Origin of the sequence: Curtobacterium sp. JUb34 (assembly GCF_003755065.1) — a bacterium.
Lineage (GTDB): Bacteria > Actinomycetota > Actinomycetes > Actinomycetales > Microbacteriaceae > Curtobacterium.
The window spans coordinates 215,899-237,108 of record NZ_RJVH01000004.1; the positions used below are offsets into that span (position 1 = coordinate 215,899).

Sequence of the window (21,210 nt, forward strand, 5' to 3'; positions counted from 1 at the left end):
CGGGTCCGCGGGGAGCGCGTCAGCGCGCGAGCGCCTGCTGCAGGTCCGCGACCAGGTCGCCGGCGTCCTCGATGCCGACGGACAACCGCACCACGTTCTCCGGCACCGCGAGCTCCGTGCCCTTCACCGAGGCGTGCGTCATCTCGCTCGGGTACCCGATGAGCGACTCCACACCCCCGAGGGACTCGGCCAGTGCGAACAGCTCCGTGGACTCCGCGAAGCGCCGGGCCGCGTCCGGTCCGCCGGACAGGGCGACGGAGAGCATCCCGCCGAACCCACGCATCTGGCGAGCGGCGACGTCGTGCCCCGGGTGGTCGGTGAGTCCCGGGTAGTAGACACGCTCGACGCCCGGCGCGGCGACGAGTGCCTCGGCGACGGCCTGCGCGTTCGCGGAGTGCCGCTCCATCCGGACCGCGAGGGTCTTGATGCCGCGCGTGGTCAGGAAGGCGTCGAACGGCGACGAGATCGCACCGGCGCCGAACTGCAGGAACTGCACCTTCGCCGCGAGCTCCTGGTCGGCGAGCACCACGGCGCCGCCGACGACGTCGGAGTGGCCGCCCAGGTACTTCGTCGTCGAGTACACGACGACGTCCGCGCCGAGCGACAGCGGCTGCTGCAGGTACGGCGAGGCGAAGGTGTTGTCCACGACGACGAGCGCACCCGCCTCGTGCCCGAGGGTGGCGAGTCCGGCGATGTCGGCGATCTTCATGAGCGGGTTGGTCGGCGTCTCGACCCAGAGCACCGTCTCCTCCGGCGCACCCTGCAGCGCGGCACGGACCTGGTCGAGGTCGCTCATGTCGACGACGACGAGCTCGACGCCCCACGGCACGTGCAGCCGGCTGACCAGGCGGTGGGTCCCGCCGTAGACGTCGTTCCCCATCACCACGCGGGCGCCGGGGCGGAGTGCGGCCCGGAGCAGGGCGTCCTCGGCGGCGAGGCCGGAGGCGAACGAGTACGCGGCCACGCCCCCGTCGAGGTCGGCGAGCAGCGTCTGCAGGGAGTCCCGCGTCGGGTTGCCGGCGCGGGAGTACTCGTAGCCGTTCCGCATGCCGCCGATGCCGTCCTGCACGTAGGTGGACGTCAGGTGGATCGGCGGGATGACCGCGCCGGTGGGGCCGTCGGGCTCCTGGCCGGCGTGGATGGCGCGGGTGCTGAACTCGGTCATGCTGGCTGCGTTCCTTACTCGGAGAGGTAGGTCAGGAGGTCGTGGCGGGTCAGGACCGTGACCGGCTTGCCGTCCTCGACGACGAGCAGGGCGTCCACCGTCTCGAGGGCCCGGCGCGCGGCGGACACGGACTCGCCCACGCCGATCAGCGGGAGCGGCTCGCCCACGAAGCCGGTCAGGGCGTCCGCCATCTTCGCGGCGCCGGTGAAGACCTGTTCGAGCAGGTCCTTCTCGGCGACGGCCCCGATGACCTCGCCGATGACGACCGGCGGCTCCGCGCTGAGCACGGGCATCTGGGACACCCCGTACTTGGTCATGATGTCGACGACGTCGCGCACGGTGTCCGCCGGGTGCGCGTGCACCAGGTCGGGCAGGCGGCCGTCCTTGCCGGCGATGAGCGAGCCGACGGTCCGCGCCTCGTCGGTCTCGGCGAAGCCGTACGAGCGCATCCACCGGTCGTTGAAGATCTTGCCGAGGTAGCCGCGGCCACCGTCGGGCAGCAGCACCACGACGACGTCGTCCTCGGTCAGGTCACGGGCGGCCCGCAACGCCGCGACGACCGCCATGCCGCTGGACCCGCCCACGAGCAGGCCCTCTTCCCGGGCCAGGCGTCGGGTCATCGCGAACGAGTCGGCGTCCGACACCGCGATGATCTCGTCCGGCACCTCGGGGTCGTACGCGGTCGGCCAGAAGTCCTCGCCGACGCCCTCGACCAGGTACGGACGGCCGGTGCCACCGGAGTAGACCGAGCCCTCGGGGTCGGCCCCGACGATGCGGACACGGCCGTCGGACGCCTCCTTCAGGAAGCGCCCGGTCCCCGAGATCGTGCCACCCGTCCCGACGCCCGCGACGAAGTGGGTGATCTGCTGCTCGGTGTCGCGCCAGATCTCCGGACCGGTGGTCTCGTAGTGGCTGCGGGGCCCGTTCGGGTTCGCGTACTGGTTCGGCTTGTAGGCGCCCGGGATCTCGCGGACGAGCCGGTCGGACACCGAGTAGTACGACTCCGGGTGCTCCGGCGGAACCGCCGTCGGCGTGACGACGATCTCGGCGCCGTACGCCGTCAGGACGTTGCGCTTGTCCTCGCCGACCTTGTCCGGCAGCACGAACACGCACCGGTAGCCGCGCTGCTGGGCGACGAGCGCCAGTCCGACCCCGGTGTTGCCCGAGGTGGGTTCGACGATCGTGCCGCCGGGTCGCAGATCGCCGGAGGCCTCGGCCGCGTCGATGATCCGCGTCGCGATGCGGTCCTTCGACGATCCGCCGGGGTTCAGGTACTCGACCTTCACCAGGACGGTCGCGCGCACCCCCTCGGTGACGCGGTTGAGCTTGACGAGCGGGGTGTCGCCGACGAGGTCGACCACGGAGTTCGCGTAACGCACGGGGCCGAGTCTAGGACGCGGACACCGCGTTCTGCTGGGTCGTGACGCGCGCCTCGCCCTGGTCGTGCGCCGCACCGGACGGGAGGCCCGTGGCGGGGCCGCCAGGGGCCTCCCGTCCGGTCTGGTGGTGCGTGTCCGATCGGCGCACCCGCCTGTGCGTCGGTGGCCGTGATCGGTGGGGTCAGCGACCGACGGCGTCGGCCGGCGTGTTCTGCTGCCGGTGCAGGAGCGCGTAGGTGCCGTCGAGCGCGAGGAGTTCGTCGTGCGTGCCCTGCTCGACGATCCGACCGTGGTCGAGCACGAAGATGACGTCGGCGTCGCGGATCGTCGACAGTCGGTGCGCGATCGAGATCGTGGTGCGCCCGGCAGCAGCGGTGTCGAGTGCGGTCTGCACGACCCGTTCCGAGATCGAGTCCAGCGCGCTCGTGGCCTCGTCGAGCACCAGCACCGGCGGGTCCTTGAGGAGCACCCGGGCGATGGCGATCCGCTGCTTCTCACCGCCGGACAGGCGGTACCCGCGCTCCCCCACGACGGTGTCGTACCCGTCCGGGAACGAGGCGATGGTGTCGTGGATGTTCGCCGCCCGTGCCGCCCGTTCGACCTCGTCGTCGGTGGCGTCCGGTTTGGCGTACCGCAGGTTGTCGCCGATCGTCGCGTGGAACAGGTACGTCTCCTGGCTGACGATCCCCACGTGGCGCATGAGGTCCTCGTGCACGAGGTCGCGGACGTCCTGCCCGGCGAACCGCACGGAGCCCTCGGTCGCCTCGTACAACCGCGGCACCAGGTACGACACGGTGGTCTTGCCCGCCCCCGACGGACCGACGAAGGCGGCGAACTGGCCGGGCCGGAGCGCGAACGAGACCCCGCGGAGCGTCGGCTTGTCGGGCTCGCCGTCCGGGTACGTGAACGTCACGTCGTCGAAGGCGACGTGACCGACCATGGTGTCGTCGACGGGCTTCGCCGTGGGCGAGTCCGTGATCGCGGGCTGCAGGTCGAAGTACTCGAAGATGCGGGCGAACAGCGCTCCGGAGGTCTGCAGGTCGAGCACCACGCGGAGCAGTCCGACCGTCGGGAACAGCAGGCGCGACTGCACCGTCGTGAACGCGACGATGGTGCCGGCGGTGATCGGGACGTCGCCGATGATCAGCCACGCGGCGACGAGGTAGATGATCGCGGGGATGATCGACAGGAAGATCTGCACGATCGCGAAGAACCACTGTCCGGACATCTGCTGGCGGACCTGCAGCTGGATCTGGTTGCGGTTCTCGTCGCCGTAGCGGCGGGTCTCACTGCGCTGCTGGTTGAAGCTCTTGGCCAGCAGGATGCCGGAGACGCTCAGCGCCTCTTGCGTGATCGCCGTCATGTCGGACAGCGACTCCTGCGTCTGCCCGGCGATGCGGGCACGGACCTGACCCACCCGACGCTGCGCGATGACCAGGAGCGGCAGCAGCACGACCGCGACCAGGGTCATCTGCCAGCTCAGCAGCAGCATCGCGACGATGGCGGCGATGACCGTGACGGTGTTGCCGAGCACCGACGAGATCGTGTTGTTCAGGACGCTCGCGACGCCGCCGACGTCGTTCTGCAGGCGGGACTGGATCACGCCGGTCTTGGTGCGGGTGAAGAACGCGAGCTCCATCCGCTGCAGGTGCCCGAACAGGCGCATCCGCATGGCGCCCATCACCTTGTTGCCGACCGTCGCCGTCAGGTAGGTCTGCCAGACGCCCACCCCGGCGCTCGCGATCCAGAGGAGCACCATCGCCGACACGAGCTCGACCAGCACCGGGACGTCGGGGCTGCCGGACGGCGGGAAGAGGCCCCGGTCGAACGCCTGCTGCGTCAACAGCGGCGGGATCACCGAGATGGCGGCGCCGATCAGCACGAGGACGACCGTCAGGATGATGGCCCTGCGGTGCGGGACGAACAGCCCCGCGATCCGTTTCACCAGGTGCGGGATCTTCGGCGCCTCGGCGTTGGCGGCCTTCTGCGCGCGGAAGTCACCGCTCGAGATCCGGCCACCGCCGCGCGGTCCACCACCACCCCCGCGCATCCCGCCGCCCATGCTCATGGAGCAACCGTATCCCCGCGGTCGGACATCGGCGCACGCTCGTCGGCCACCGTTCCGCCGTGCGGTCCGGCGGGTGTATTTGACCCCGTTCAGGGGGCGTGCGAGCATGTGCCGTCCCCGCCCCCGCACCACCGAGGTCCCATGACGTCCGCGCCGTCCCGTCCCACGTCCCTCCGCCAGCAGCTCGCCCGCCGCAAGCCGATCGAGCAGCTGCAGTCCGAGGCGGCTGTCGGTGTGAACGGTGAACCGCTCCGCCGGTCCCTCGGCGTCTGGCACCTGACGATGATCAGCGTCGGCGCCACCCTCGGCACCGGCATCCTGGTCGTGCTCGGCACGGCCGTGCCGCTCGCGGGGCCGGCCGTGTGGATCTCCTTCGTGGTCGCCGGGATCGCGGCCCTGCTCTCGGCGCTGTCCTACGCCGAGATGGCCGGAGCCGTCCCGACCTCGGGGTCGAGCTACTCGTACACCTACGCCACCATGGGCGAGGGCATCGCATGGGTGTGCGGGTGGTGCCTCGTCCTCGAGTACGCCGTCTCGGTGGCCGCGGTCGCGGTCGGCGCGAGCGAGTACGTGGACGAGACCCTGCGCGTGTTCGGGCTGCACCTGCCGACGGCACTGTCCGCGCCCCCGGGGGACGGCGGCGTCGTGAACCTGCCGGCGGCCGTCCTGGTCCTGCTCGCCACCGTGGTCCTGATCCCCGGAGCCCGCGAGAGCGCCTGGGTGAACACCGTCATGGTCGTCGTGAAGATCGCACTGCTCGTGTTCTTCATGGTCGTCGCCTTCACGGCCTTCCAGGCGCAGAACTTCGAACCGCTCGCACCGATGGGTGCCGCCGGGGTCACCGCCGCGGCCTCCCGGCTCTTCTTCTCGTACATCGGCTTCGACGCCGCGTCCACCGCAGGCGAGGAGGCGAAGAACCCCCGCCGCGACCTCCCCCGGGCGATCATCGGTTCGATCGCGCTCATCACGGCGCTGTACATCCTCGTCGCCATCGCCGCGATCGGTGCCCGTTCGTGGACGGACTTCTCGTCGTCCGAGGCCTCGCTCGTCCGCATCGTGGTCGACGTCACGGGCCAGCCCCTCGTCGCGCTGGTCTTCTCGATCGGTGCGGTCGTCGCGATCGCGAGCGTCGTGCTGACCGTGCTCTACGGTCAGACCCGGATCCTGCTCACCATGGCACGCGACGGCCTCGTCCCGAAGGTCTTCGGTCGGGTCTCGCGCCGCACCGGCACCCCGATCGCGAACACGCTGATCATCGGCATCGCGGTGACGATCGTCGCCGCCCTCGTGCCGCTGGGCGAGCTCGCCGACGCGACGAGCATCGGCACCCTGGTGGCGTTCGCGCTCGTCAACGTGTCGGTCATCGTGCTCCGCCGCTCGCAGCCCGACCTCGAGCGCTCGTACCGCGTCCCGCTGTTCCCCGTCGTGCCGGTCCTCGGTGCTCTCAGCTGCGTGCTCCTCGCGGTGTTCCTCGGCGCCACGACGTGGATCGCGTTCGGCATCTGGATGGTCGTCGGCGCCGTGCTCTACCTGGCCTACGGCCGCCGCCACAGCACCCTGCGCTGACCCGCCGCCCGCCCCGCCCCGCCCGGAGACTCGGCCGACCCCGCCGTACCCCCGGGCCACATCCGCCAAAGCGACAAGGTTCCGCCAACTGTTTGCTGACATCTGTCGCTTTGACGGAAGGCTCGGCCTGGCTCCGGCAAGAAGTGTCGCGCTGGCAGCACGGATGGTCCCACCATCAGCGGCACGGCACGCCGTACTGTCGGAACAGCGACCGAAGTCGTTCCGGTGCCACGAGGTGTTCCCAGTAGACGCGGACGAAGCCGTTCACCTCTGATCGACCCCGGACGCGGTCCTCACGCTGCTTCTCGGCCCACACAGCCTCGGCGCCGGTCCTCCCTCCCAGCATCCCGGGGTCCTCGTACTTCTGTCGACCGTCGAACTCCACGACGATTCCCTGGCGTGGGAGCCAGAAGTCGACACGGTCGACACGGCCGTCCGGTGCGCGGAACTCGTGCTGCGGTTCCCAGTCCGGACAGTGCAGCTCGGCGGCGCGGGCCGCCAGGAACGACTCCCCGACCGACTCGTGGCGCTCGTCGCAGATCATCAGGGCCTGCTCGAGTCGTGCCGATCCCCACGGACCAGCGGCGGCACACAGACGCTGGAGTTCCCCGCGGTCGACACCGCTCCGCAACGCGTGATCGAGCCCGACGACCGCATCGGCGAGGGTGCCACGCCGGGCGTTCTCCACGGTGGTCTGGGCCAGAGCGGTGAACGGGGCACCGTGGAACAGCTTCCCCGATGGCTCGGGCGCACCGGCGTGGACGGTCAGTCCCACACGGTGCCGATCGTGCGCGATCCCGGCGTCCACGGCGTGGACACGCTCGGGCCACGGATCGAGTCGTGGCACACCGAACACCGCGGCGGCCGAGTCGAGCGCGAAGACCGTGCCGGACCGGAGCAACGGGATGACGGCCCGCATCCGGACGAGGTGTCGACCGCGGCCGTCCAGTCCCTCCCACGGCGCACGTTCGACGTAGACGCCGTGCCGGACGCGCACGAGCTCATCGGTCCGCTGCCGTCGCTGGAGATGGCGCGCGCCAGCCCGGTCGAGGTCGTTCGTGCGGAAGATCTCGATCGCGTTGGCAGGGTGCATGACAGCACACTGTCGCTCGAAACGACCGGTCTCAGGGTCCGGAGCCGATCTGTGGACAACCGCCGCGCCTCCCGGGCGTCAACAGTGGACTGCCAAAGCGACAGATCTCAGCAATGAGCGACTGAATGTGTTGCCATCGCGACAGAATCCCGCGAACAGTTGGCGGCACTCTGTCGCTTTGGCGGAAGCGCCTCCCGGGCCCCGCACACACGCACCCGCGCACGACGAAGGCCGCCACCCCGAGGGGCAGCGGCCTTCGTGAACCGAACGGTCGAGACTACGCGAGCTCGATCGTGGCGCCAGCGGCCTCGAGGGTCGCCTTCGCCTTGTCGGCGGTCTCCTTGTTCGCACCCTCGAGGATCTTGGCGTCGGCGGTCTCGACGAGCGCCTTGGCCTCACCGAGGCCGAGCGACGTCAGGCCACGGACCTCCTTGATGACCTGGATCTTCTTGTCACCAGCGGACTTGAGGATGACGTCGAACTCGGTCTTCTCCTCAGCGGCCTCGGCCGGGGCAGCGGCGGCCGGAGCGGCAGCAGCGGCCGGGGCAGCAGCGGTGACCTCGAAGACCTCTTCGAACTTCTTCACGAAGTCCGAGAGCTCGATGAGCGTGAGCTCCTTGAAGGCCTCGATGAGCTCGTCCTGCGAAAGCTTCGCCATGATTTTCTCCTACTACTAGCTAATACGTGTGGTTGTGGAACGCGAGCCTGATCAGGCCGCGGACTCCTGCTTCTCGCGAAGGGCGTCCACGGTGCGGACGGCCTGCGAGAGCGGGGCCTGGAACAGGTACGCAGCACCGAACAGCGAGGCCTTGAAGGCGCCGGCGAGCTTGCCGAGCAGAACTTCACGGGACTCGAGGTCGGCGAGCTTGTCCACCTCGGTCGCGGAGAGCGGGTTACCGTCGAAGTAACCACCCTTCACCACGAGCTCGGGGTTCGCCTTGGCGAATGCACGCAGCGACTTCGCGACGGCGACGGTGTCACCGTGGACGAAGGCGAGAGCGGACGGACCGGCGAGTTCCTCGTCGAACGAGGAGATGCCGGCGTTGTTCGCCGCGATCTTGGTCAGCGTGTTCTTCACCACGGCGTACGTGGCGTGCTCACGGATCGAGTTGCGGAGCTCCTTGAGCTGCGCGACCGTGAGACCGCGGTACTCGGTGAGCAGAACGGCGTTCGAGCTACGGAAGGACTCCGTGAGCTCGGCGACCGCAGCTTCCTTGTTCGCCATGGTTCTCCTTGGGGTTTCTTGCCGGCTAGCCCCAGGTCTCCACACATGAAAAAAGCTCCGGCGCAGAGGCTCGGAGCTGCTCTCACCTGACGGTGGGAGTGGTTCGGAACACCTGCGCGGGATGCCTCACGAGTGAGGACCTTCGGTCATGATGTTCACAAACACTTTGCGAGCAGCACGACATCCGGCGGTCTTTGGCTTCGAGAACAGTACCAGATGCGGTGGACGAGACCAAACGGCGGTCTGGAGGCGCGGTGCGGGCCCGCACCGCGCCTCCCGGTCGTCAGTGGGTCGCGTCCACCGCAGCGGGCGTCCCCGACCAGTCAGCAGACACGTCCGACGCGGACGCAGCCGCCGCGGCGGCTGCGGGATCCATCGGCAGGTGGACCGTGAACACCGTGTCACCGGGCACGCTCGCCACCTCGACGCTGCCGCCGTGCGCCTGCACGACCGCGTCCACGATCGCGAGCCCGAGCCCCGTCGACCCCACGGTGCGCGACCGGGAGCTGTCGGCTCGGGCGAACCGCTCGAACAGCTTCGGCAGGAACTCCGGGTCGATGCCCTGGCCGGTGTCGCGGACGGTCAGGTCCACGCCGCCGTCGGCCGGCGCGATCCCCACGGTGATGCGGGTCCCCTCGGGGGTGTGCGTCCGGGCGTTCGTGACGAGGTTCACGATGACCTGGTGCAGGCGCGCGGCGTCTCCGAGGACCACCACGGGCGATGACGGCACGTCGATCTCGATGACGTGGTCCGGCGAGGCGGCGTGCGCGTCGTTGACGGCGTCGAGCACGAGCCCGGTCAGGTCGACCTCGGCGAACTGGATCTCGCGCCCCTCGTCGAGGCGGGCGAGGAGCAGCAGGTCCTCGACCATGGACGTCATCCGGATGGACTCGGACTCGATGCGGCTCATCGCGTAGACGACGTCCTTCGGCAGGTCGCCGCCCATCCGCCGGGTGAGTTCGGCGTACCCACGCACCGAGGCGAGCGGGGTGCGGAGCTCGTGCGAGGCGTCCGCGACGAACTGCCGGACCTTCTGTTCGGACCGTTCCCGCGCCTGCATGGCGCCTGCGATGTGCCCGAGCATCCGGTTGAAGGCGCTGCCGACCCGGCCCACCTCGGTGCGGGGGTCGGTGTCGGGAACGCGGACGCCGTCGAGGGCGTCGCTGCGGTCGAGCGGCATGCGCGCGACGGTGGAGGCGGTCTCGGCGACGCGCTCGAGGGGCCGGAGCGACTGCCGGACCACGAACGCGGCGACGACCGAACCGGCGACCAGTGCGGCTGCCAGGACGGAGAGGACCCCGGCGAACAGCTTCCAGACGCTGTCGTACACGGGTGCCATCGGGAGCCCCACGACCAGGACGGCCGGGCCGACGTTGACGGCGGCCAGACGGTAGCGTCCGACGTCCGAGCCGAGGTCGATCGTCTCCGGGTCGGCGTCCACGCGGACGGACCCCAGTGCCTCGGCGCTGGCCTGCGGGATCCCGCTCGGGCGGCCGTAGTCGTCGAGCACGTTCGCGATGACGACCTGCCCGTCGACGAAGTACGCCGTCAGGGTGCCGGCGGCCTGCCCGGACGGCCGGGACAGGTCGATGCTCGGCTGCCCCGACTGGTTCTGCTGCAGGTACCGCTGTGCCCGGTGGGTGGCGCTCGTGATCTGCTTGTCGATCGCGCTGGTCTGGATCGAGAAGAGCGCGATGAGGCTCGCCCCGCCGATCACCGCGCTGACGGCGACGACGAGGGCGACGATGCTCAGGACGAGCCGGCGCCGCAGGGTCACGAGGTCGGCTTGATGACGTACCCGACGCCGCGCACCGTGTGGATCATCGGGGTCTCGCCGGCGTCGATCTTCTTGCGCAGGTAGGAGATGTAGATCTCGACGACCGACGACTTGCCGCCGAAGTCGTACGACCACACGCGGTCCAGGATCTGCGCCTTCGAGAGCACGCGTCGGGGGTTGCGCATCAGGAATCGGAGGAGCTCGAACTCGGTGGCGGTCAGCTCGATCGGCCGGCCGGCACGGTGCACCTCGTACGACTCCTCGTCGAGCACCAGGTCGCCGACGACGATGCGGGAGTCGCCCGCCTCGGAGATCGAGATCTGCGAGCGGCGGATGAGGCCACGCAGCCGTGCGACGACCTCCTCGAGGGAGAACGGCTTCGTGACGTAGTCGTCGCCGCCGGCCGTCAGCCCGGTCACGCGGTCCTCGACGGAGTCCTTCGCGGTGAGGAACAGCACCGGGGTGTCGTCGTTGTTCTGCCGCAGTCGGCTGAGCACCTGCAGACCGTCGAGGTCCGGCATCATGACGTCGAGGACCATCGCGTCGGGCTTGAACTCCCGCGCGGTCGTCAGGGCGTCCTGCCCGCCGTTCGCGCTCTTGACGTCCCAGCCCTCGTAGCGGAGCGCCATGGACAACAGGTCGGTCAGGCTGGCTTCGTCGTCGACGACCAGGATGCGCAACGGGGTTCCGTCGGCACGCGTGAGGCGCGGGGCTGCTGCAGGCTGGGAGATGGTCACGTCTTCGAGTATCGAGGAATTCCTATGAGTGGTCTGTGGGCCGCCCCTCCGCGCTCTGTGGATCGCTCCGAGAGCACTCGGCCGTTCCTTCGTAGGTTGGAGGGATGCTGCGATCCTCCGCTTGGCCACCGTCCGCCAGGCACGTCGACACAACGGGGATCGAGGAGACGGCCGGGAGGCCCGACTCGAGCCCGGCAGATCGTCTGACCGTCGCCCGTGCGCTCGCGTCCACCACCCCGCTGCTGTCCGCAGGGACCGCCGGCGGGTTCCTCGCCACGCTCGCCGCCGTCGCCGCGGGCGACGTCGCGACCGCCCGCACCGTCGAACCGCACCTCGACGCGCTCGGCATCCTCGACCAGGCCGGGACGCCCGCCCCAGCCGGTTCGACCTGGGGCGTCTTCGCCGCCGAGGGCCCCGGCCTCCGCCTCGACGCCACGGTGCAGGACGACGGGACGGCGCTCCTGACCGGCACGAAGCCGTGGTGCTCCCTCGCCTCGACGCTGTCGCACGCCCTGGTCACCGCACATGCCGGGGACGACCGCGTCCTCGTCGCCGTCGACCTGCGGCAGGACGGCGTCACGGCACACGACGAGGCCTGGGTGGCCCGGGGCATGCCCGACGTACCGAGCGGCCCGGTCGACTTCGACGGCGTCACGGCACAGCTCGTCGGCGCACCCGGCTGGTACCTGCGACGACCCGGTTTCGCGTGGGGCGGCATCGGCGTCGCGGCGTGCTGGTGGGGCGGAGCGGTCGGACTCGGACGGGTCCTGCGCTCGCTGGCCGCAGCCCACCCGGAGTCCGAGCTGCTGCAGGCCGCCCTCGGCGCAACGGTGATCGACCTCGCCGACGCCGAGGACGCCCTCGCCGACGCCGCGGCCCGGATCGACCGGTCCGACGACCCCGACGCTCCGGACGTCGACTGGCCACTGCTCGCCCAGACGGTGCGCTCCCGGGTCCGTCGGACGGTGGACTCCGTGCGCGAGCGGGTCGTCGCCACCGTCGGCCCGGCGCCCCTGACCTCGGACCCCGCCGTCGCGGCACGCGTCGCCGACCTCGAGCTCTACGTGCTGCAGGACCACGGCGCGCGGGACCTCGCCCGGATCGGCCGGATCGTCACGGAACGCGGCGGTGTCGCATGGTGACCTTCGACCACCGCGAGCCGGGGACCGCACCCGCGGCGTGGACCACGTTCCTCGACGCGGTGCCGACCACACCGGTGGACCTGGACGGCATCCGCTCGGTGGTCGTCCTCGCGCCGCACCCCGACGACGAGACACTGGGTGCCGGTGGCCTGATCGCGCGCGCTTCGGACGCCGGGGTCCCCACCCACGTCCTGCTCCTCACCCGCGGCGAGCGCTCCCACCCGGACTCCCCCACCACGACCGCGCCGGAACTCGCAGGCGTCCGAGACGCGGAGTTCACCCGTGCCCTGGCCACGCTGCACGCCGGCGCGACGTCGTCGTCGGTCGGCATCCCCGACGGCGGCACCCGCGAACACCGGGACGAGGTCGTCGACGCACTGCAGCGAGCGCTCGACGACGCGGAGCGACCGACGCTCGTCGTGGCGCCGTGGCGGGGTGACGGCCACCGCGACCACCGGATCACGGGCGAGGTCGCCGAGGAGGTCACCGCCGGAGCGGCCGGGGTGTCGCTGCTGACCTACCCGATCTGGGCATGGCACTGGGACGACCCGTCCGCATCCGCACAGCCGTGGGCCCGCGCCCGGGTCCTGCGGCTCCCCGACGCCGCGCGGGCACGGAAGCGCGCCGCCCTCGACGCCTACGCCTCGCAGATCCGCCCGCTGTCCCCGGCCGCCGGGGACGAGGCGATCGTCGACGACCGGCACGCCGCGCACCACCTGCGGTCCACCGAGTGGTTCTTCGAGCCCGAGCCGACGGCGTCCCGCTCGCGGGAGTCCTTCGACGCGCACTACGAGCGGAAACCCGAGGGGTGGGACTTCGAGGGCTCCTGGTACGAACGCCGCAAGCGAGCGGTGACGCTCGCCGCGCTCCCCCGCGAACGGTACCGATCGGCGCTCGAGCTCGGGTGCGCCACCGGCGTCCTGACCGCCGCGCTCGCCGAACGCGCCGACGCCGTCCTCGGCACCGACATCTCGGCCGCGCCGCTGGCACAGGCCGCGGTCCGTGCGCCGGGCGCCCGGTTCGTGCAGGCCTCGTTGCCCGCCGAGTGGCCGTCGGGCCGGTGGGACCTCGTGGTGATGTCCGAGGTGGGCTACTACCTGTCCCCCGCCGACCTCGACGAGACCATCGACCAGGTGCTGGCGTCGCTCGACGACGACGGCGTGCTGGTCGCCTGCCACTGGCGGCACCCCGACGACGAGGCGGTGTCGAGCGGTGACACGGTGGACGCCCGACTCGCGGAACGGTGGCCACGGCCGGCCCTCGTCCGCCACGTCGAACCGGACTTCGTGCTGAGCGTGCTGCCCGGCCCCGGCGTCGTGTCGGTCGCACGGGCCGAGGGGCTCGTCCGGTGACCGTGCCCTCTGGAGCCACGCGCATCGACGTCGTCCTGCCCGCACACGACGAGGAGGACCGGATCGCCGCCTGCCTCGACGCCCTGCTCGCCGCCCGCGCCCGGCTCGCCGAGGCACACCCCGCGGTCGAAGTCTCGGTGACCGTCGTGCTCGACGGCTGCACCGACAACACGGCCACGGTCGCGGAGCGCTTCCCCGTCGACGCCGTCGCGACCGCGCACGTCGGGGTCGGGCGGGCACGCACGATCGGTGCCACGCACGCGCTCCACCGGTACCCCGGCGACCCGGCGGAGCGCTGGCTCGCCCACACCGACGCGGACTCGCGAGTGCCGGAGGGGTGGCTCGTCCAGCAGGCCGAGGCCCTCCGGTCCGGGGCACACGTGCTCGTCGGCGCCGTCGTCCCCGACCCGGACGACCTGGACCCCGTCGTGCTCGCCCGGTGGACGCAGGCGCACCCGCCCGGCGCGGCGCTCGGGCACGTGCACGGCGCGAACCTCGGCGTGCTGGCGGCCGCGTACCTGGCGCTCGGCGGGTTCGACCCCGTCCCCGAGCACGAGGACGTCCGACTCGTCGAGCGGGCGCACGCGATGGGGTTCCGCGTGGACGCGACGGTCGAGCTCCCGGTGGTGACGAGCGGGCGGTTCGCGGGTCGGACCCCGGGCGGATACGCGGAGCACCTGCGCCAGGCGTACGGCGACGCGAGCTGAGGCTCCTTAGACGGCTCACAGGCTGCCGATGGGGCGGCCACTGACCGGCTGCCTACGTTCTCCTCCGTCGGCCCCGCCGTGCGCACTGCGCGGCCGGTGACCCCAGCCGGCCACCACCGAGGAGAACCATGTTCCTGACGTACCTCAGGCGCGAGCTCACGAACCGCAAGAAGCAGACCGTCATCATCGCGATCGGCATGGCGTTGGCCATCGCCCTCGTGGTCATCGTGTCCTCGATCGCCGGCGGCGTGAAGGCGGCCCAGTCCAGCGTCCTGCAGTCCGTGTACGGCGTCGGCACCGACATCACCGTCACGAAGACGACGACCCCGAGCGCGTCGGGTTCCGGTCGGCCGAGCTTCGACTTCGGCAGCCAGAGCGGTGACGACAGCGACAGCAGCGGTTCGACCGACCTGTCGCAGTCGCGGCTCGCCGTCGCTCGCGGCACGAGCACGCTCAGCGCCGCCAACCTCACGACCGTGACGGGCACCGACGGCGTCAAGGCCGCGACCGGTGTCCTGACCCTCGAGAACAGCACGTTCTCCGGTCAGGTCCAGCAGTCCACCGACGGCAGCAGCACGGACAGCAGCAGCTCCGACAGCAGCGGCGCGGACAGCTCCACCCAGCAGGGCCCGCCGAGCGGCGGCGGCGGCTTCGGCGGCGGCTCGTTCGACGTCGACTCGTTCACCGTGACCGGCATCCCGGTCTCCGGCGACGCCGTCGGGCCCCTGACCAGCACCGAGCTCACGAAGGGCCGGACCTTCACCGCGAAGGACGCCGGCAAGGACGTCGTCGTGCTGGACGCGTCCTACGCGAAGAGCGAGTCGAAGGCCGTCGGCGACACCGTCGACATCGGCGGCACCGACTTCGAGGTCATCGGCATCGTCACCTCGACCGGCTCGTCGTCCACGACCGGCTCGAACACCTACATCCCCCTCGACACCGCACAGGCGCTGGCGGACCTCGACGGCAAGGTCACCTCGATCTACGTGTCCGCCGAGTCCTCGTCGGACGTCAGCGCGATCAAGACCGCCCTGCAGCAGAAGCTCACGACCGCCACGGTCTCGACCGAGTCCGACCTGGCGTCGAGCGTCTCCGGTTCGCTGAGCACCGCGTCGAGCCTCGTCTCGAACCTCGGCACCTGGCTGTCCATCGTGGTGCTGGCGGCGGCGTTCCTCATCGCGATCCTCTTCACGATCTCCGGCGTCACCCGACGGACCCGCGAGTTCGGCACCCTCAAGGCCATCGGCTGGTCGAACGGCCGCATCACCCGGCAGGTCGCCGGGGAGTCGCTCGTGCAGGGCCTCATCGGCGGTGTCCTCGGCGCAGCAGCCGGCCTGATCGGCATCCTCGTGGTGAACGTCATCAGCCCGACCATCTCGGCGAGCGCCTCGACCACGACGGGCGGTGGCGGCGCAGGTGGTGGCGGCCTGCCCGGTGGCGCGGCGACCGCGGCCGCCGGCAGCGGCACCACAGGCGGCGCTCCGGCCGGCGGCTTCGGCGGCGGCGCGAGCTCCGCGTCGACGACCGACGTGGTCCTGCACGCCCCGGTGACGGTCGAGGTCATCCTGCTGGCGATCGGACTGGCGATCCTCGGTGGCCTCATCGCCGGCGCACTCGGCGGTTGGCGCGCGAGCAGGCTGCGTCCGGCCGAGGCCCTGCGGAGCGTGGCCTGATGTCCGGGCCCGCCACCGACACGACACCGACCACCGGCCCGCACGCCGGGCCCGCACCGATCCCGAGCACGCGACCAGAAGGAGCGACCGTGACCAGCACCGACACCGCAGCCGGCCAGGCGGAGGCGAGCCGCGCCTCCAGTCCGATGTACCGGCTGACGAACGTCAGCAAGACGTACAAGCAGAAGAACCGGACCGTCACCGCCCTGACGAACGTGGACCTGACGATCCCGCAGGGACAGCTCGTGGCGATCCAGGGTCCGACCGGCGGCGGCAAGTCGACGCTGCTGCAGATGCTCGGGGCGCTCGACCGACCGACGGCCGGGTCGATCCACCTCGGTGGCGACCGCGACGTGGCGAAGCTCGGCGACGGTGCACTGACCGACCTGCGGGCGACCGAGATCGGCTTCGTGTTCCAGAGCTTCAACCTCATCCCCACGCTGACGGCGCTCGAGAACGTCGAGACGGCGTTCGCGGGCTCCCTGGCGAACCGTGCACGCTCCGAGATCCGCGAGCGGGCCACGGCTGCGCTCCGGGAGGTCGGGCTCGGCGAGCGGATGGAGCACCTGCCGGCCGAGCTCTCCGGTGGGCAGCAGCAGCGCGTCGCGATCGCCCGCGCCCTGGTGAAGAACCCCAGCGTGCTGCTGGCGGACGAGCCGACCGGCGCGCTCGACGAGGGCACCCGTGACGAGATCATGGGGCTCATCGAGAAGCAGTGGAAGGAACGCGGGTTGACGGTCGTCATCGTCACGCACGACTCGTGGGTGGCGAAGCGGGCCGAGCGTCGCCTGCACCTCAAGCAGGGGCAGGTGCGCGAGGTCTGAGGTGACCCGGGTCTCGCGGTGGGCGACGGTCCCGTGGCCACGAGCCCGAGGACTGTCGCTCAGACCGAGTCTCGTCCCACCGGGTAGTCGCAGTAGGCGAACCAGCGGGAGTCCGGCGACCACGGCGGGACGTTGACGGTGCCCTGACCGCCGTCGAGCACGACGAGGGTCTCCGGCACCGGCATCATCCGGGCTCCGCGGACGAGCACCCCGGGCAGCAGCCGCAGTTCCACGCGGTGGTCGGCCGGGTGGCCCTGCACGCCCGGCTCGTACGACAGGTAGAGCAGGTGTTCCCCGTCCGGCGAGACGTGCGGGAACCAGTTCACCCGGTCGTCGTTCGTCAGCCGTACCGGATCGATCGACCCCGGCCGGAGGGAGACGAGCTGTGCGGTGCCGGGCGTGAAGCGCTCCGAGTTCCACACGAGCACGTCGCCCGCGAACGACACCCCGTCGTCGGCGTGTTCATCCCTCGTCAGGAACGTCGGCTCGCCGGTCGCCGGGTCGACGAGTGCGACGTCGGTCGTCCAGACGCCGTCCGTGGTCCGCTCCCCGACGATCGCCGCGAGGGTCTCCCCGTCGGGTGCGATGCCGTGCAGGTAGAACTTCCGGAGGGTCGGCAGGGCGGTGGTCACGTCGGTGAGGGTCGCCGCCGCTCCCCCGGCGGGCACCGGGACCCGGTAGAGGTCCCCGTCGCGCCCGCTCACCACGACCGAGGTGCCCGACGGGTCGAGCACGTGGTCGTTGTTGATCTCGGGGACGCCGGGCATCGACACCCGCACCAGGGCGGTCTCGTCGAGCACGGCGTCCGTGTCCGGAGCGGGCAGCCGCAGCAGCCAGAGGTCGCCGTCACCGTTGAGCACGAGCGTGTCGGCGTCGAGGACGTTCGGCGCCTCGACGAGCACCGTCCTCGACTCGAACACCAGCCGCGGTGTCCGCGACGCCATGTCGTACACGTGCACCCGGCTGGTCTGTCCCGGCAGCAGTTGCCGCCCGCGCGCTTCGCTCATGGGTCCCATCCTGCCGGGCCGCCTCGGACTGGTCCGCGAAAGCGACAGATCCCCGCCGAACATCGGCGGGGATCTGTCGCTTTGGCAGAGCTGGAGCTGGAGCTGTAGCCGGAGCGGCTACTTCACCGCGCCGGCGGTCAGGCCGGCCACGAACTGCCGCTGCACGATGAGGAACGCGGCCACGACCGGGATGCTCACGACGAGGCTCGCCGCCATCACCTGGTTCCAATAGACGTTCGTCTGCGTCGAGTACTGCTGCAGACCGACCGCCAGGGTCGAACCGAGGCCGTTCGTCATGACCGAGGCGAAGAGGACCTCACCCCAGGCCGTCATGAACGAGTAGATCCCGACCGCCACCAGACCCGGGCGGGCCGAGGGCAGGATGACCCGGAACAGGGCACCCATCGGGCCGGAGCCGTCGACCATCGCGGCCTCGTCGAGTTCGCGCGGGATGGTCTCGAAGTAGCCGGCGAGCATCCAGATCGAGAACGGGAGCGTGAACGTCAGGTAGGTGATGATCAGGCCGAGCCACGATCCGACGAGCTGGATGCCGAGCGTGTTCCCGAGGTTCGTGAAGATGAGGAACAGCGGGAGCAGGAACAGCACGCCGGGGAACATCTGGGTGGAGAGCACCGCGGTGGTGAAGGTGCTCTTGCCCTTGAAGTTCCAGCGCGAGACACCGTAGGCGGCGAACGTCGCGATGATCAGCGAGAACACCGTCGCGACCGTGCACACCACGAGCGAGTTGATGAAGTACCGGCCGAGCGGCACCGTCGACCACATGTCGATGAACGGCTGGAAGGTGATCGTCGTCGGGATCCACGTGAAGTTGTCCTGCACGTCACCGAGGGGCTTGATCGCCGTGGTGATCATCACGTAGAGCGGCACGACCGTGAAGAGGGTCAGGACGATCAGGGTGATGATCTTGAAGGACTTGGCGCCAGTTGTCTCACGCACGGACGGACCTCCGGTTGGTCACGGCGAGGTAGATGCCGGTGACGACGAGCAGGAAGAGGAGGAGCAGGACGCTCATCGCGGCACCGGAACCGAAGTTCCAGGTGATGAACGACGCGTTGTAGATGTGGAAGCTCAGCAGGTCCGCGGCCGGGGGCTGCGCGGTCGAGCCGAACAGCACGAACGGCGTGTTGAAGTCGTTGAAGGTCCAGAGGAACATCACGAGCACGAGCGTCACGTTGACCGGGCGGACCATCGGCAGCGTGATCGAGCGCCACTGGCGGAACGGCTTCGCGCCGTCCACCGAGGCAGCCTCGTAGACGTCGTTCGGGACGGACTGCAGGCCGGCCATCAGCATCAGGAACGCGAAGGGCCAGGTCTTCCAGATCGCCACGACGACGACCGCGACGAAGGCGTTGTTGCCGATGAGCCAGAACGGGGCGTTCCCGCCGAAGAGTCCGAGTTGGTCGACCAACAGGTGGTTGAGCGCTCCGGAGTCACGCTGGAACATGAACTTCCAGGTGATCACGCCGGCGTACATCGGCAGCGCGTAGGGCACCAGGAACAGGGTGCGGAAGAGCCCGCGACCCGCGAACGGCTTCTGCAGCGCGACGGCCGCGGCCATGCCGAAGGTCCAGGAGAGCCCGACGACCAGGACCGTGAAGGCACAGGTGATGAGGAACGAGTTGAGGACCCCGCGGCCGATCGCCTGGTCGAAGTCGATGGCGACCTGGTAGTTCTTGAACCCCGCGAAGGGGGCGGCGCCCCAGTTGGCGATGAAGTACTTGGTGAGCTGGATGAACGAGATCCAGATGCCGGTGAGCATCGGGACGATGTGGATGAGCAGCTCGAACAGGATGGCCGGCGCGACGAGCGCGTAGGGCAGCCAGTTGCGCTTGCGCTTGCGACCTGGCGGACGGCTCGACAGCGTCGAGCCCTTCGTGTGCGTCAGGTCGATGCGCTCCGCATCGGGCAGGACCGTCGTGGACATGGGCGGGGGCCTTTCGGCAGGAGGAGGGTCGGGTGCTTCGCACCCCGGTCCGTGGCAGCGGACGGGAGGCGCGGTGTGCGTGAGACGTGAGGCTCACTGCCGGCGGTTGGCCGGCCCTGGGGCTGGGGGGTGGAGGCCCGGGGCGCGTCCAGCGGACGTGCCCCGGGCCTCCGGGATCGGATCAGCCGTTCGCCTGGGACACCTGGTCCTGGGCGGTCTGCAGGGCCGACTTGATGTCGGCCTCGGAGACCTTGGAGCCGGTCGCGATCTGGGCGAACATGTCGTTCATCGCCTTGCCGACCGTGGACTCGAACTGGTCCTCGGCGGGCACCAGCGGGAGCGGCTTCGCCTTGTTGTTGTAGATGTCGAGGAACGTCTTCGTCTGCTCGTCCGTGACGGAGTCAGCAGCCTCGGCGAGCACCGGCAGAGCCGAGTACGGCTTGTCCAGCGTCGTCTGCGTGTCCATGTCCGTCATGTACTTGACGAACTTGAGCGCGCCGTCCTTGTTCTTCGTGTTCTTGAAGATCGACAGGTTGATGCCGGCCGGGAACGAAGCGATCTGCTCGCCACCGGTCGGTGCGGGCAGGGCGACGACGCCGTACTCCGACGACTTCATGCCGAGCGACTCGATGGTCGCGTTCGCGTTGTTCTGGTTGAGGATGAACGCGGCCTTCTTCTTGGCGAAGTCCGTGGTGGACTGCGTCGCGTTGTCGTACTGCGCGTTCGACGGGTTCGCGACCTTGGCGTCCTGCATGAGGTCGAGGTAGCGCTTGATGCCGTCGACGTTCGCCTTCGACGTGAAGGTCGGCTTGCCGTCCTTGTCGAACCACTCGCCACCGTTCTGCGCCGAGTTGATGAAGGCGAAGTGCGAGTTCTCGGTGTACGAGCCGCCGGCGAGGCTGAAGCCGTAGGTGTCGCCCTTGGTCAGCTTCTTCGCGTCGGCGACCATGTCCTCCCACGTGGTGGGCGGGGTGATCCCGGCGTCCGCGAGCATCTTCTTGTTGTAGTACAGGCCGTACGCCAGGCCGTAGAGCGGCACGCTCGTGACGGTCTCACCCGGGGCGCCACCGGTGGAGAGCGCGACCTTGCCGAACTTGTCGGCGCCGCCGATCGCCTTCATCTCGGCGTCGCCGTACTCCTGGAACGCACCGGTCGCCTGGAGCGAGGTGGCCCAGGTGTTGCCGATGTTGACGACGTCCGGGCCCTGGCCCGAGGTGACGGCGGTCTGGATCTTCGTCTGCAGGTCGTTCCAGCCGATGACCTGGAGGTCGACCTTGATCCCGGTCTCCTTCGTGAACTTCTTGAGGACGGGGGTCAGCACCTCCTTGTCGTTCTGGAGCGACGTGCCCTGGTTGGACGCCCAGTAGGTGAGCGTCTTGGAGTCGCCGGAGGAACCGGACGATCCGGAGGAGCAGGCTGCGAGGCCGGTCACGGTGAGTGCGGCGGCCGCGGTGATGGCCAGTGCGCGGATGGCAGTGCGCATGACTCTCTACTTTCTCGTCGTTGAGATGGTGCAGGGATGGAGCAGGGGTGCTGCGAGGTGGATCTGT

Annotated in this window: 18 protein-coding genes; 6 read left to right on the forward strand and 12 right to left on the reverse strand. The window is 70.2% G+C overall.

Features of this window, described 5'->3' with window-relative positions; genetic code table 11:
- Positions 1 to 19 precede the first annotated feature (19 nt).
- The 3 genes from EDF63_RS14985 to EDF63_RS14995 all read right to left on the reverse strand — a co-directional run bounded on the left by EDF63_RS14985 (position 20) and on the right by EDF63_RS14995 (position 4,606).
- On the reverse strand, positions 20 to 1,165 hold the full coding sequence (locus EDF63_RS14985; protein WP_123313820.1) for a cystathionine gamma-synthase: 1,146 nt from the start codon (positions 1,163 to 1,165) through the stop codon (positions 20 to 22).
- A gap of 14 nt (positions 1,166 to 1,179) precedes the next feature.
- Positions 1,180 to 2,544, reverse strand: coding sequence for a cystathionine beta-synthase (locus EDF63_RS14990; protein WP_123313821.1), 1,365 nt, complete (start codon positions 2,542 to 2,544; stop codon positions 1,180 to 1,182).
- A gap of 181 nt (positions 2,545 to 2,725) precedes the next feature.
- The gene (locus EDF63_RS14995) at positions 2,726 to 4,606 is read right to left on the reverse strand and encodes an ABC transporter ATP-binding protein (RefSeq protein ID WP_395872260.1); all 1,881 of its coding nucleotides are present in this window, start codon (positions 4,604 to 4,606) and stop codon (positions 2,726 to 2,728) included.
- Between the two features lie 147 nt (positions 4,607 to 4,753).
- Here EDF63_RS14995 and EDF63_RS15000 point away from each other — a divergent pair, with 147 nt between their 5' ends.
- Complete coding sequence (locus EDF63_RS15000) at positions 4,754 to 6,178, forward strand: amino acid permease (RefSeq protein WP_123313822.1); 1,425 nt, start codon at positions 4,754 to 4,756, stop codon at positions 6,176 to 6,178.
- A 175-nt stretch (positions 6,179 to 6,353) separates the two neighbouring features.
- On the opposite strand, the gene EDF63_RS15005 is transcribed toward EDF63_RS15000, so the two are convergent.
- The 5 genes from EDF63_RS15005 to EDF63_RS15025 all read right to left on the reverse strand — a co-directional run bounded on the left by EDF63_RS15005 (position 6,354) and on the right by EDF63_RS15025 (position 11,010).
- Positions 6,354 to 7,271, reverse strand: a complete 918-nt coding sequence (locus EDF63_RS15005; RefSeq protein ID WP_123313823.1) for a type IV toxin-antitoxin system AbiEi family antitoxin domain-containing protein — start codon at positions 7,269 to 7,271, stop codon at positions 6,354 to 6,356.
- Between the two features lie 277 nt (positions 7,272 to 7,548).
- A complete protein-coding gene (rplL, locus tag EDF63_RS15010; protein ID WP_017888664.1) occupies positions 7,549 to 7,929 on the reverse strand; it encodes a 50S ribosomal protein L7/L12 in 381 nt (126 codons plus the stop codon).
- Between the two features lie 51 nt (positions 7,930 to 7,980).
- The gene (gene rplJ / locus EDF63_RS15015) at positions 7,981 to 8,496 is read right to left on the reverse strand and encodes a 50S ribosomal protein L10 (RefSeq protein ID WP_111084245.1); all 516 of its coding nucleotides are present in this window, start codon (positions 8,494 to 8,496) and stop codon (positions 7,981 to 7,983) included.
- A 283-nt stretch (positions 8,497 to 8,779) separates the two neighbouring features.
- On the reverse strand, positions 8,780 to 10,273 hold the full coding sequence (locus EDF63_RS15020) for a cell wall metabolism sensor histidine kinase WalK (protein ID WP_123313824.1): 1,494 nt from the start codon (positions 10,271 to 10,273) through the stop codon (positions 8,780 to 8,782).
- Complete coding sequence (locus EDF63_RS15025) at positions 10,270 to 11,010, reverse strand: response regulator transcription factor (RefSeq protein WP_017888661.1); 741 nt, start codon at positions 11,008 to 11,010, stop codon at positions 10,270 to 10,272. Before EDF63_RS15025 ends, EDF63_RS15020 begins: the two co-directional genes overlap by 4 nt.
- Positions 11,011 to 11,114: 104 nt before the next feature.
- On the opposite strand from EDF63_RS15025, the gene EDF63_RS15030 reads away from it, so the two are divergent.
- The 5 genes from EDF63_RS15030 to EDF63_RS15050 all read left to right on the forward strand — a co-directional run bounded on the left by EDF63_RS15030 (position 11,115) and on the right by EDF63_RS15050 (position 16,708).
- Positions 11,115 to 12,152 carry an acyl-CoA/acyl-ACP dehydrogenase gene (locus EDF63_RS15030; RefSeq protein WP_123313825.1) on the forward strand — a complete coding sequence of 346 codons (1,038 nt, stop codon included), beginning with the start codon at positions 11,115 to 11,117 and terminating at the stop codon, positions 12,150 to 12,152.
- Entirely contained in the window at positions 12,146 to 13,504 is a 1,359-nt protein-coding gene (locus tag EDF63_RS15035; protein ID WP_123313826.1) for a bifunctional PIG-L family deacetylase/class I SAM-dependent methyltransferase, read from the forward strand. Before EDF63_RS15030 ends, EDF63_RS15035 begins: the two co-directional genes overlap by 7 nt.
- On the forward strand, positions 13,501 to 14,211 hold the full coding sequence (locus tag EDF63_RS15040; RefSeq protein WP_185021453.1) for a glycosyltransferase family 2 protein: 711 nt from the start codon (positions 13,501 to 13,503) through the stop codon (positions 14,209 to 14,211). Before EDF63_RS15035 ends, EDF63_RS15040 begins: the two co-directional genes overlap by 4 nt.
- Before the next feature lie 128 nt (positions 14,212 to 14,339).
- Positions 14,340 to 15,884, forward strand: coding sequence for an ABC transporter permease (locus tag EDF63_RS15045; RefSeq protein WP_123313827.1), 1,545 nt, complete (start codon positions 14,340 to 14,342; stop codon positions 15,882 to 15,884).
- A 146-nt stretch (positions 15,885 to 16,030) separates the two neighbouring features.
- On the forward strand, positions 16,031 to 16,708 hold the full coding sequence (locus EDF63_RS15050; protein WP_123314077.1) for an ABC transporter ATP-binding protein: 678 nt from the start codon (positions 16,031 to 16,033) through the stop codon (positions 16,706 to 16,708).
- Positions 16,709 to 16,767: 59 nt separating this feature from the next.
- Here EDF63_RS15050 and EDF63_RS15055 read toward each other — a convergent pair whose 3' ends face one another.
- The 4 genes from EDF63_RS15055 to EDF63_RS15070 all read right to left on the reverse strand — a co-directional run bounded on the left by EDF63_RS15055 (position 16,768) and on the right by EDF63_RS15070 (position 21,143).
- Positions 16,768 to 17,715 (reverse strand): biopolymer transporter Tol, encoded by a 948-nt coding sequence (locus EDF63_RS15055; RefSeq protein WP_123313828.1) that lies wholly within the window; start codon positions 17,713 to 17,715, stop codon positions 16,768 to 16,770.
- A gap of 117 nt (positions 17,716 to 17,832) precedes the next feature.
- A complete protein-coding gene (locus EDF63_RS15060; RefSeq protein ID WP_123313829.1) occupies positions 17,833 to 18,672 on the reverse strand; it encodes a carbohydrate ABC transporter permease in 840 nt (279 codons plus the stop codon).
- Complete coding sequence (locus tag EDF63_RS15065) at positions 18,665 to 19,660, reverse strand: carbohydrate ABC transporter permease (RefSeq protein WP_123313830.1); 996 nt, start codon at positions 19,658 to 19,660, stop codon at positions 18,665 to 18,667. The genes EDF63_RS15060 and EDF63_RS15065 overlap by 8 nt, the downstream gene beginning before the upstream one ends.
- Positions 19,661 to 19,841: 181 nt before the next feature.
- A complete protein-coding gene (locus EDF63_RS15070) occupies positions 19,842 to 21,143 on the reverse strand; it encodes a sugar ABC transporter substrate-binding protein (RefSeq protein WP_123313831.1) in 1,302 nt (433 codons plus the stop codon).
- Between the last annotated feature and the right edge of the window lie 67 nt (positions 21,144 to 21,210).

Coding starts and splice junctions, on each gene's coding strand:
- EDF63_RS15050 (WP_123314077.1), top strand. CDS start 16,031: ATGTACCGGCTGACGAACGTCAGCAAGACGTACAAGCAGAAGAACCGG.
- EDF63_RS15065 (WP_123313830.1), bottom strand. CDS start 19,660: ATGTCCACGACGGTCCTGCCCGATGCGGAGCGCATCGACCTGACGCAC.
- EDF63_RS15055 (WP_123313828.1), bottom strand. CDS start 17,715: ATGAGCGAAGCGCGCGGGCGGCAACTGCTGCCGGGACAGACCAGCCGG.
- EDF63_RS15035 (WP_123313826.1), top strand. CDS start 12,146: ATGGTGACCTTCGACCACCGCGAGCCGGGGACCGCACCCGCGGCGTGG.
- EDF63_RS15000 (WP_123313822.1), top strand. CDS start 4,754: ATGACGTCCGCGCCGTCCCGTCCCACGTCCCTCCGCCAGCAGCTCGCC.
- EDF63_RS14985 (WP_123313820.1), bottom strand. CDS start 1,165: ATGACCGAGTTCAGCACCCGCGCCATCCACGCCGGCCAGGAGCCCGAC.
- EDF63_RS15045 (WP_123313827.1), top strand. CDS start 14,340: ATGTTCCTGACGTACCTCAGGCGCGAGCTCACGAACCGCAAGAAGCAG.
- rplJ (WP_111084245.1), bottom strand. CDS start 8,496: ATGGCGAACAAGGAAGCTGCGGTCGCCGAGCTCACGGAGTCCTTCCGT.
- rplL (WP_017888664.1), bottom strand. CDS start 7,929: ATGGCGAAGCTTTCGCAGGACGAGCTCATCGAGGCCTTCAAGGAGCTC.
- EDF63_RS15070 (WP_123313831.1), bottom strand. CDS start 21,143: ATGCGCACTGCCATCCGCGCACTGGCCATCACCGCGGCCGCCGCACTC.
- EDF63_RS15030 (WP_123313825.1), top strand. CDS start 11,115: ATGCTGCGATCCTCCGCTTGGCCACCGTCCGCCAGGCACGTCGACACA.
- EDF63_RS15005 (WP_123313823.1), bottom strand. CDS start 7,271: ATGCACCCTGCCAACGCGATCGAGATCTTCCGCACGAACGACCTCGAC.
- EDF63_RS14995 (WP_395872260.1), bottom strand. CDS start 4,606: ATGGGCGGCGGGATGCGCGGGGGTGGTGGTGGACCGCGCGGCGGTGGC.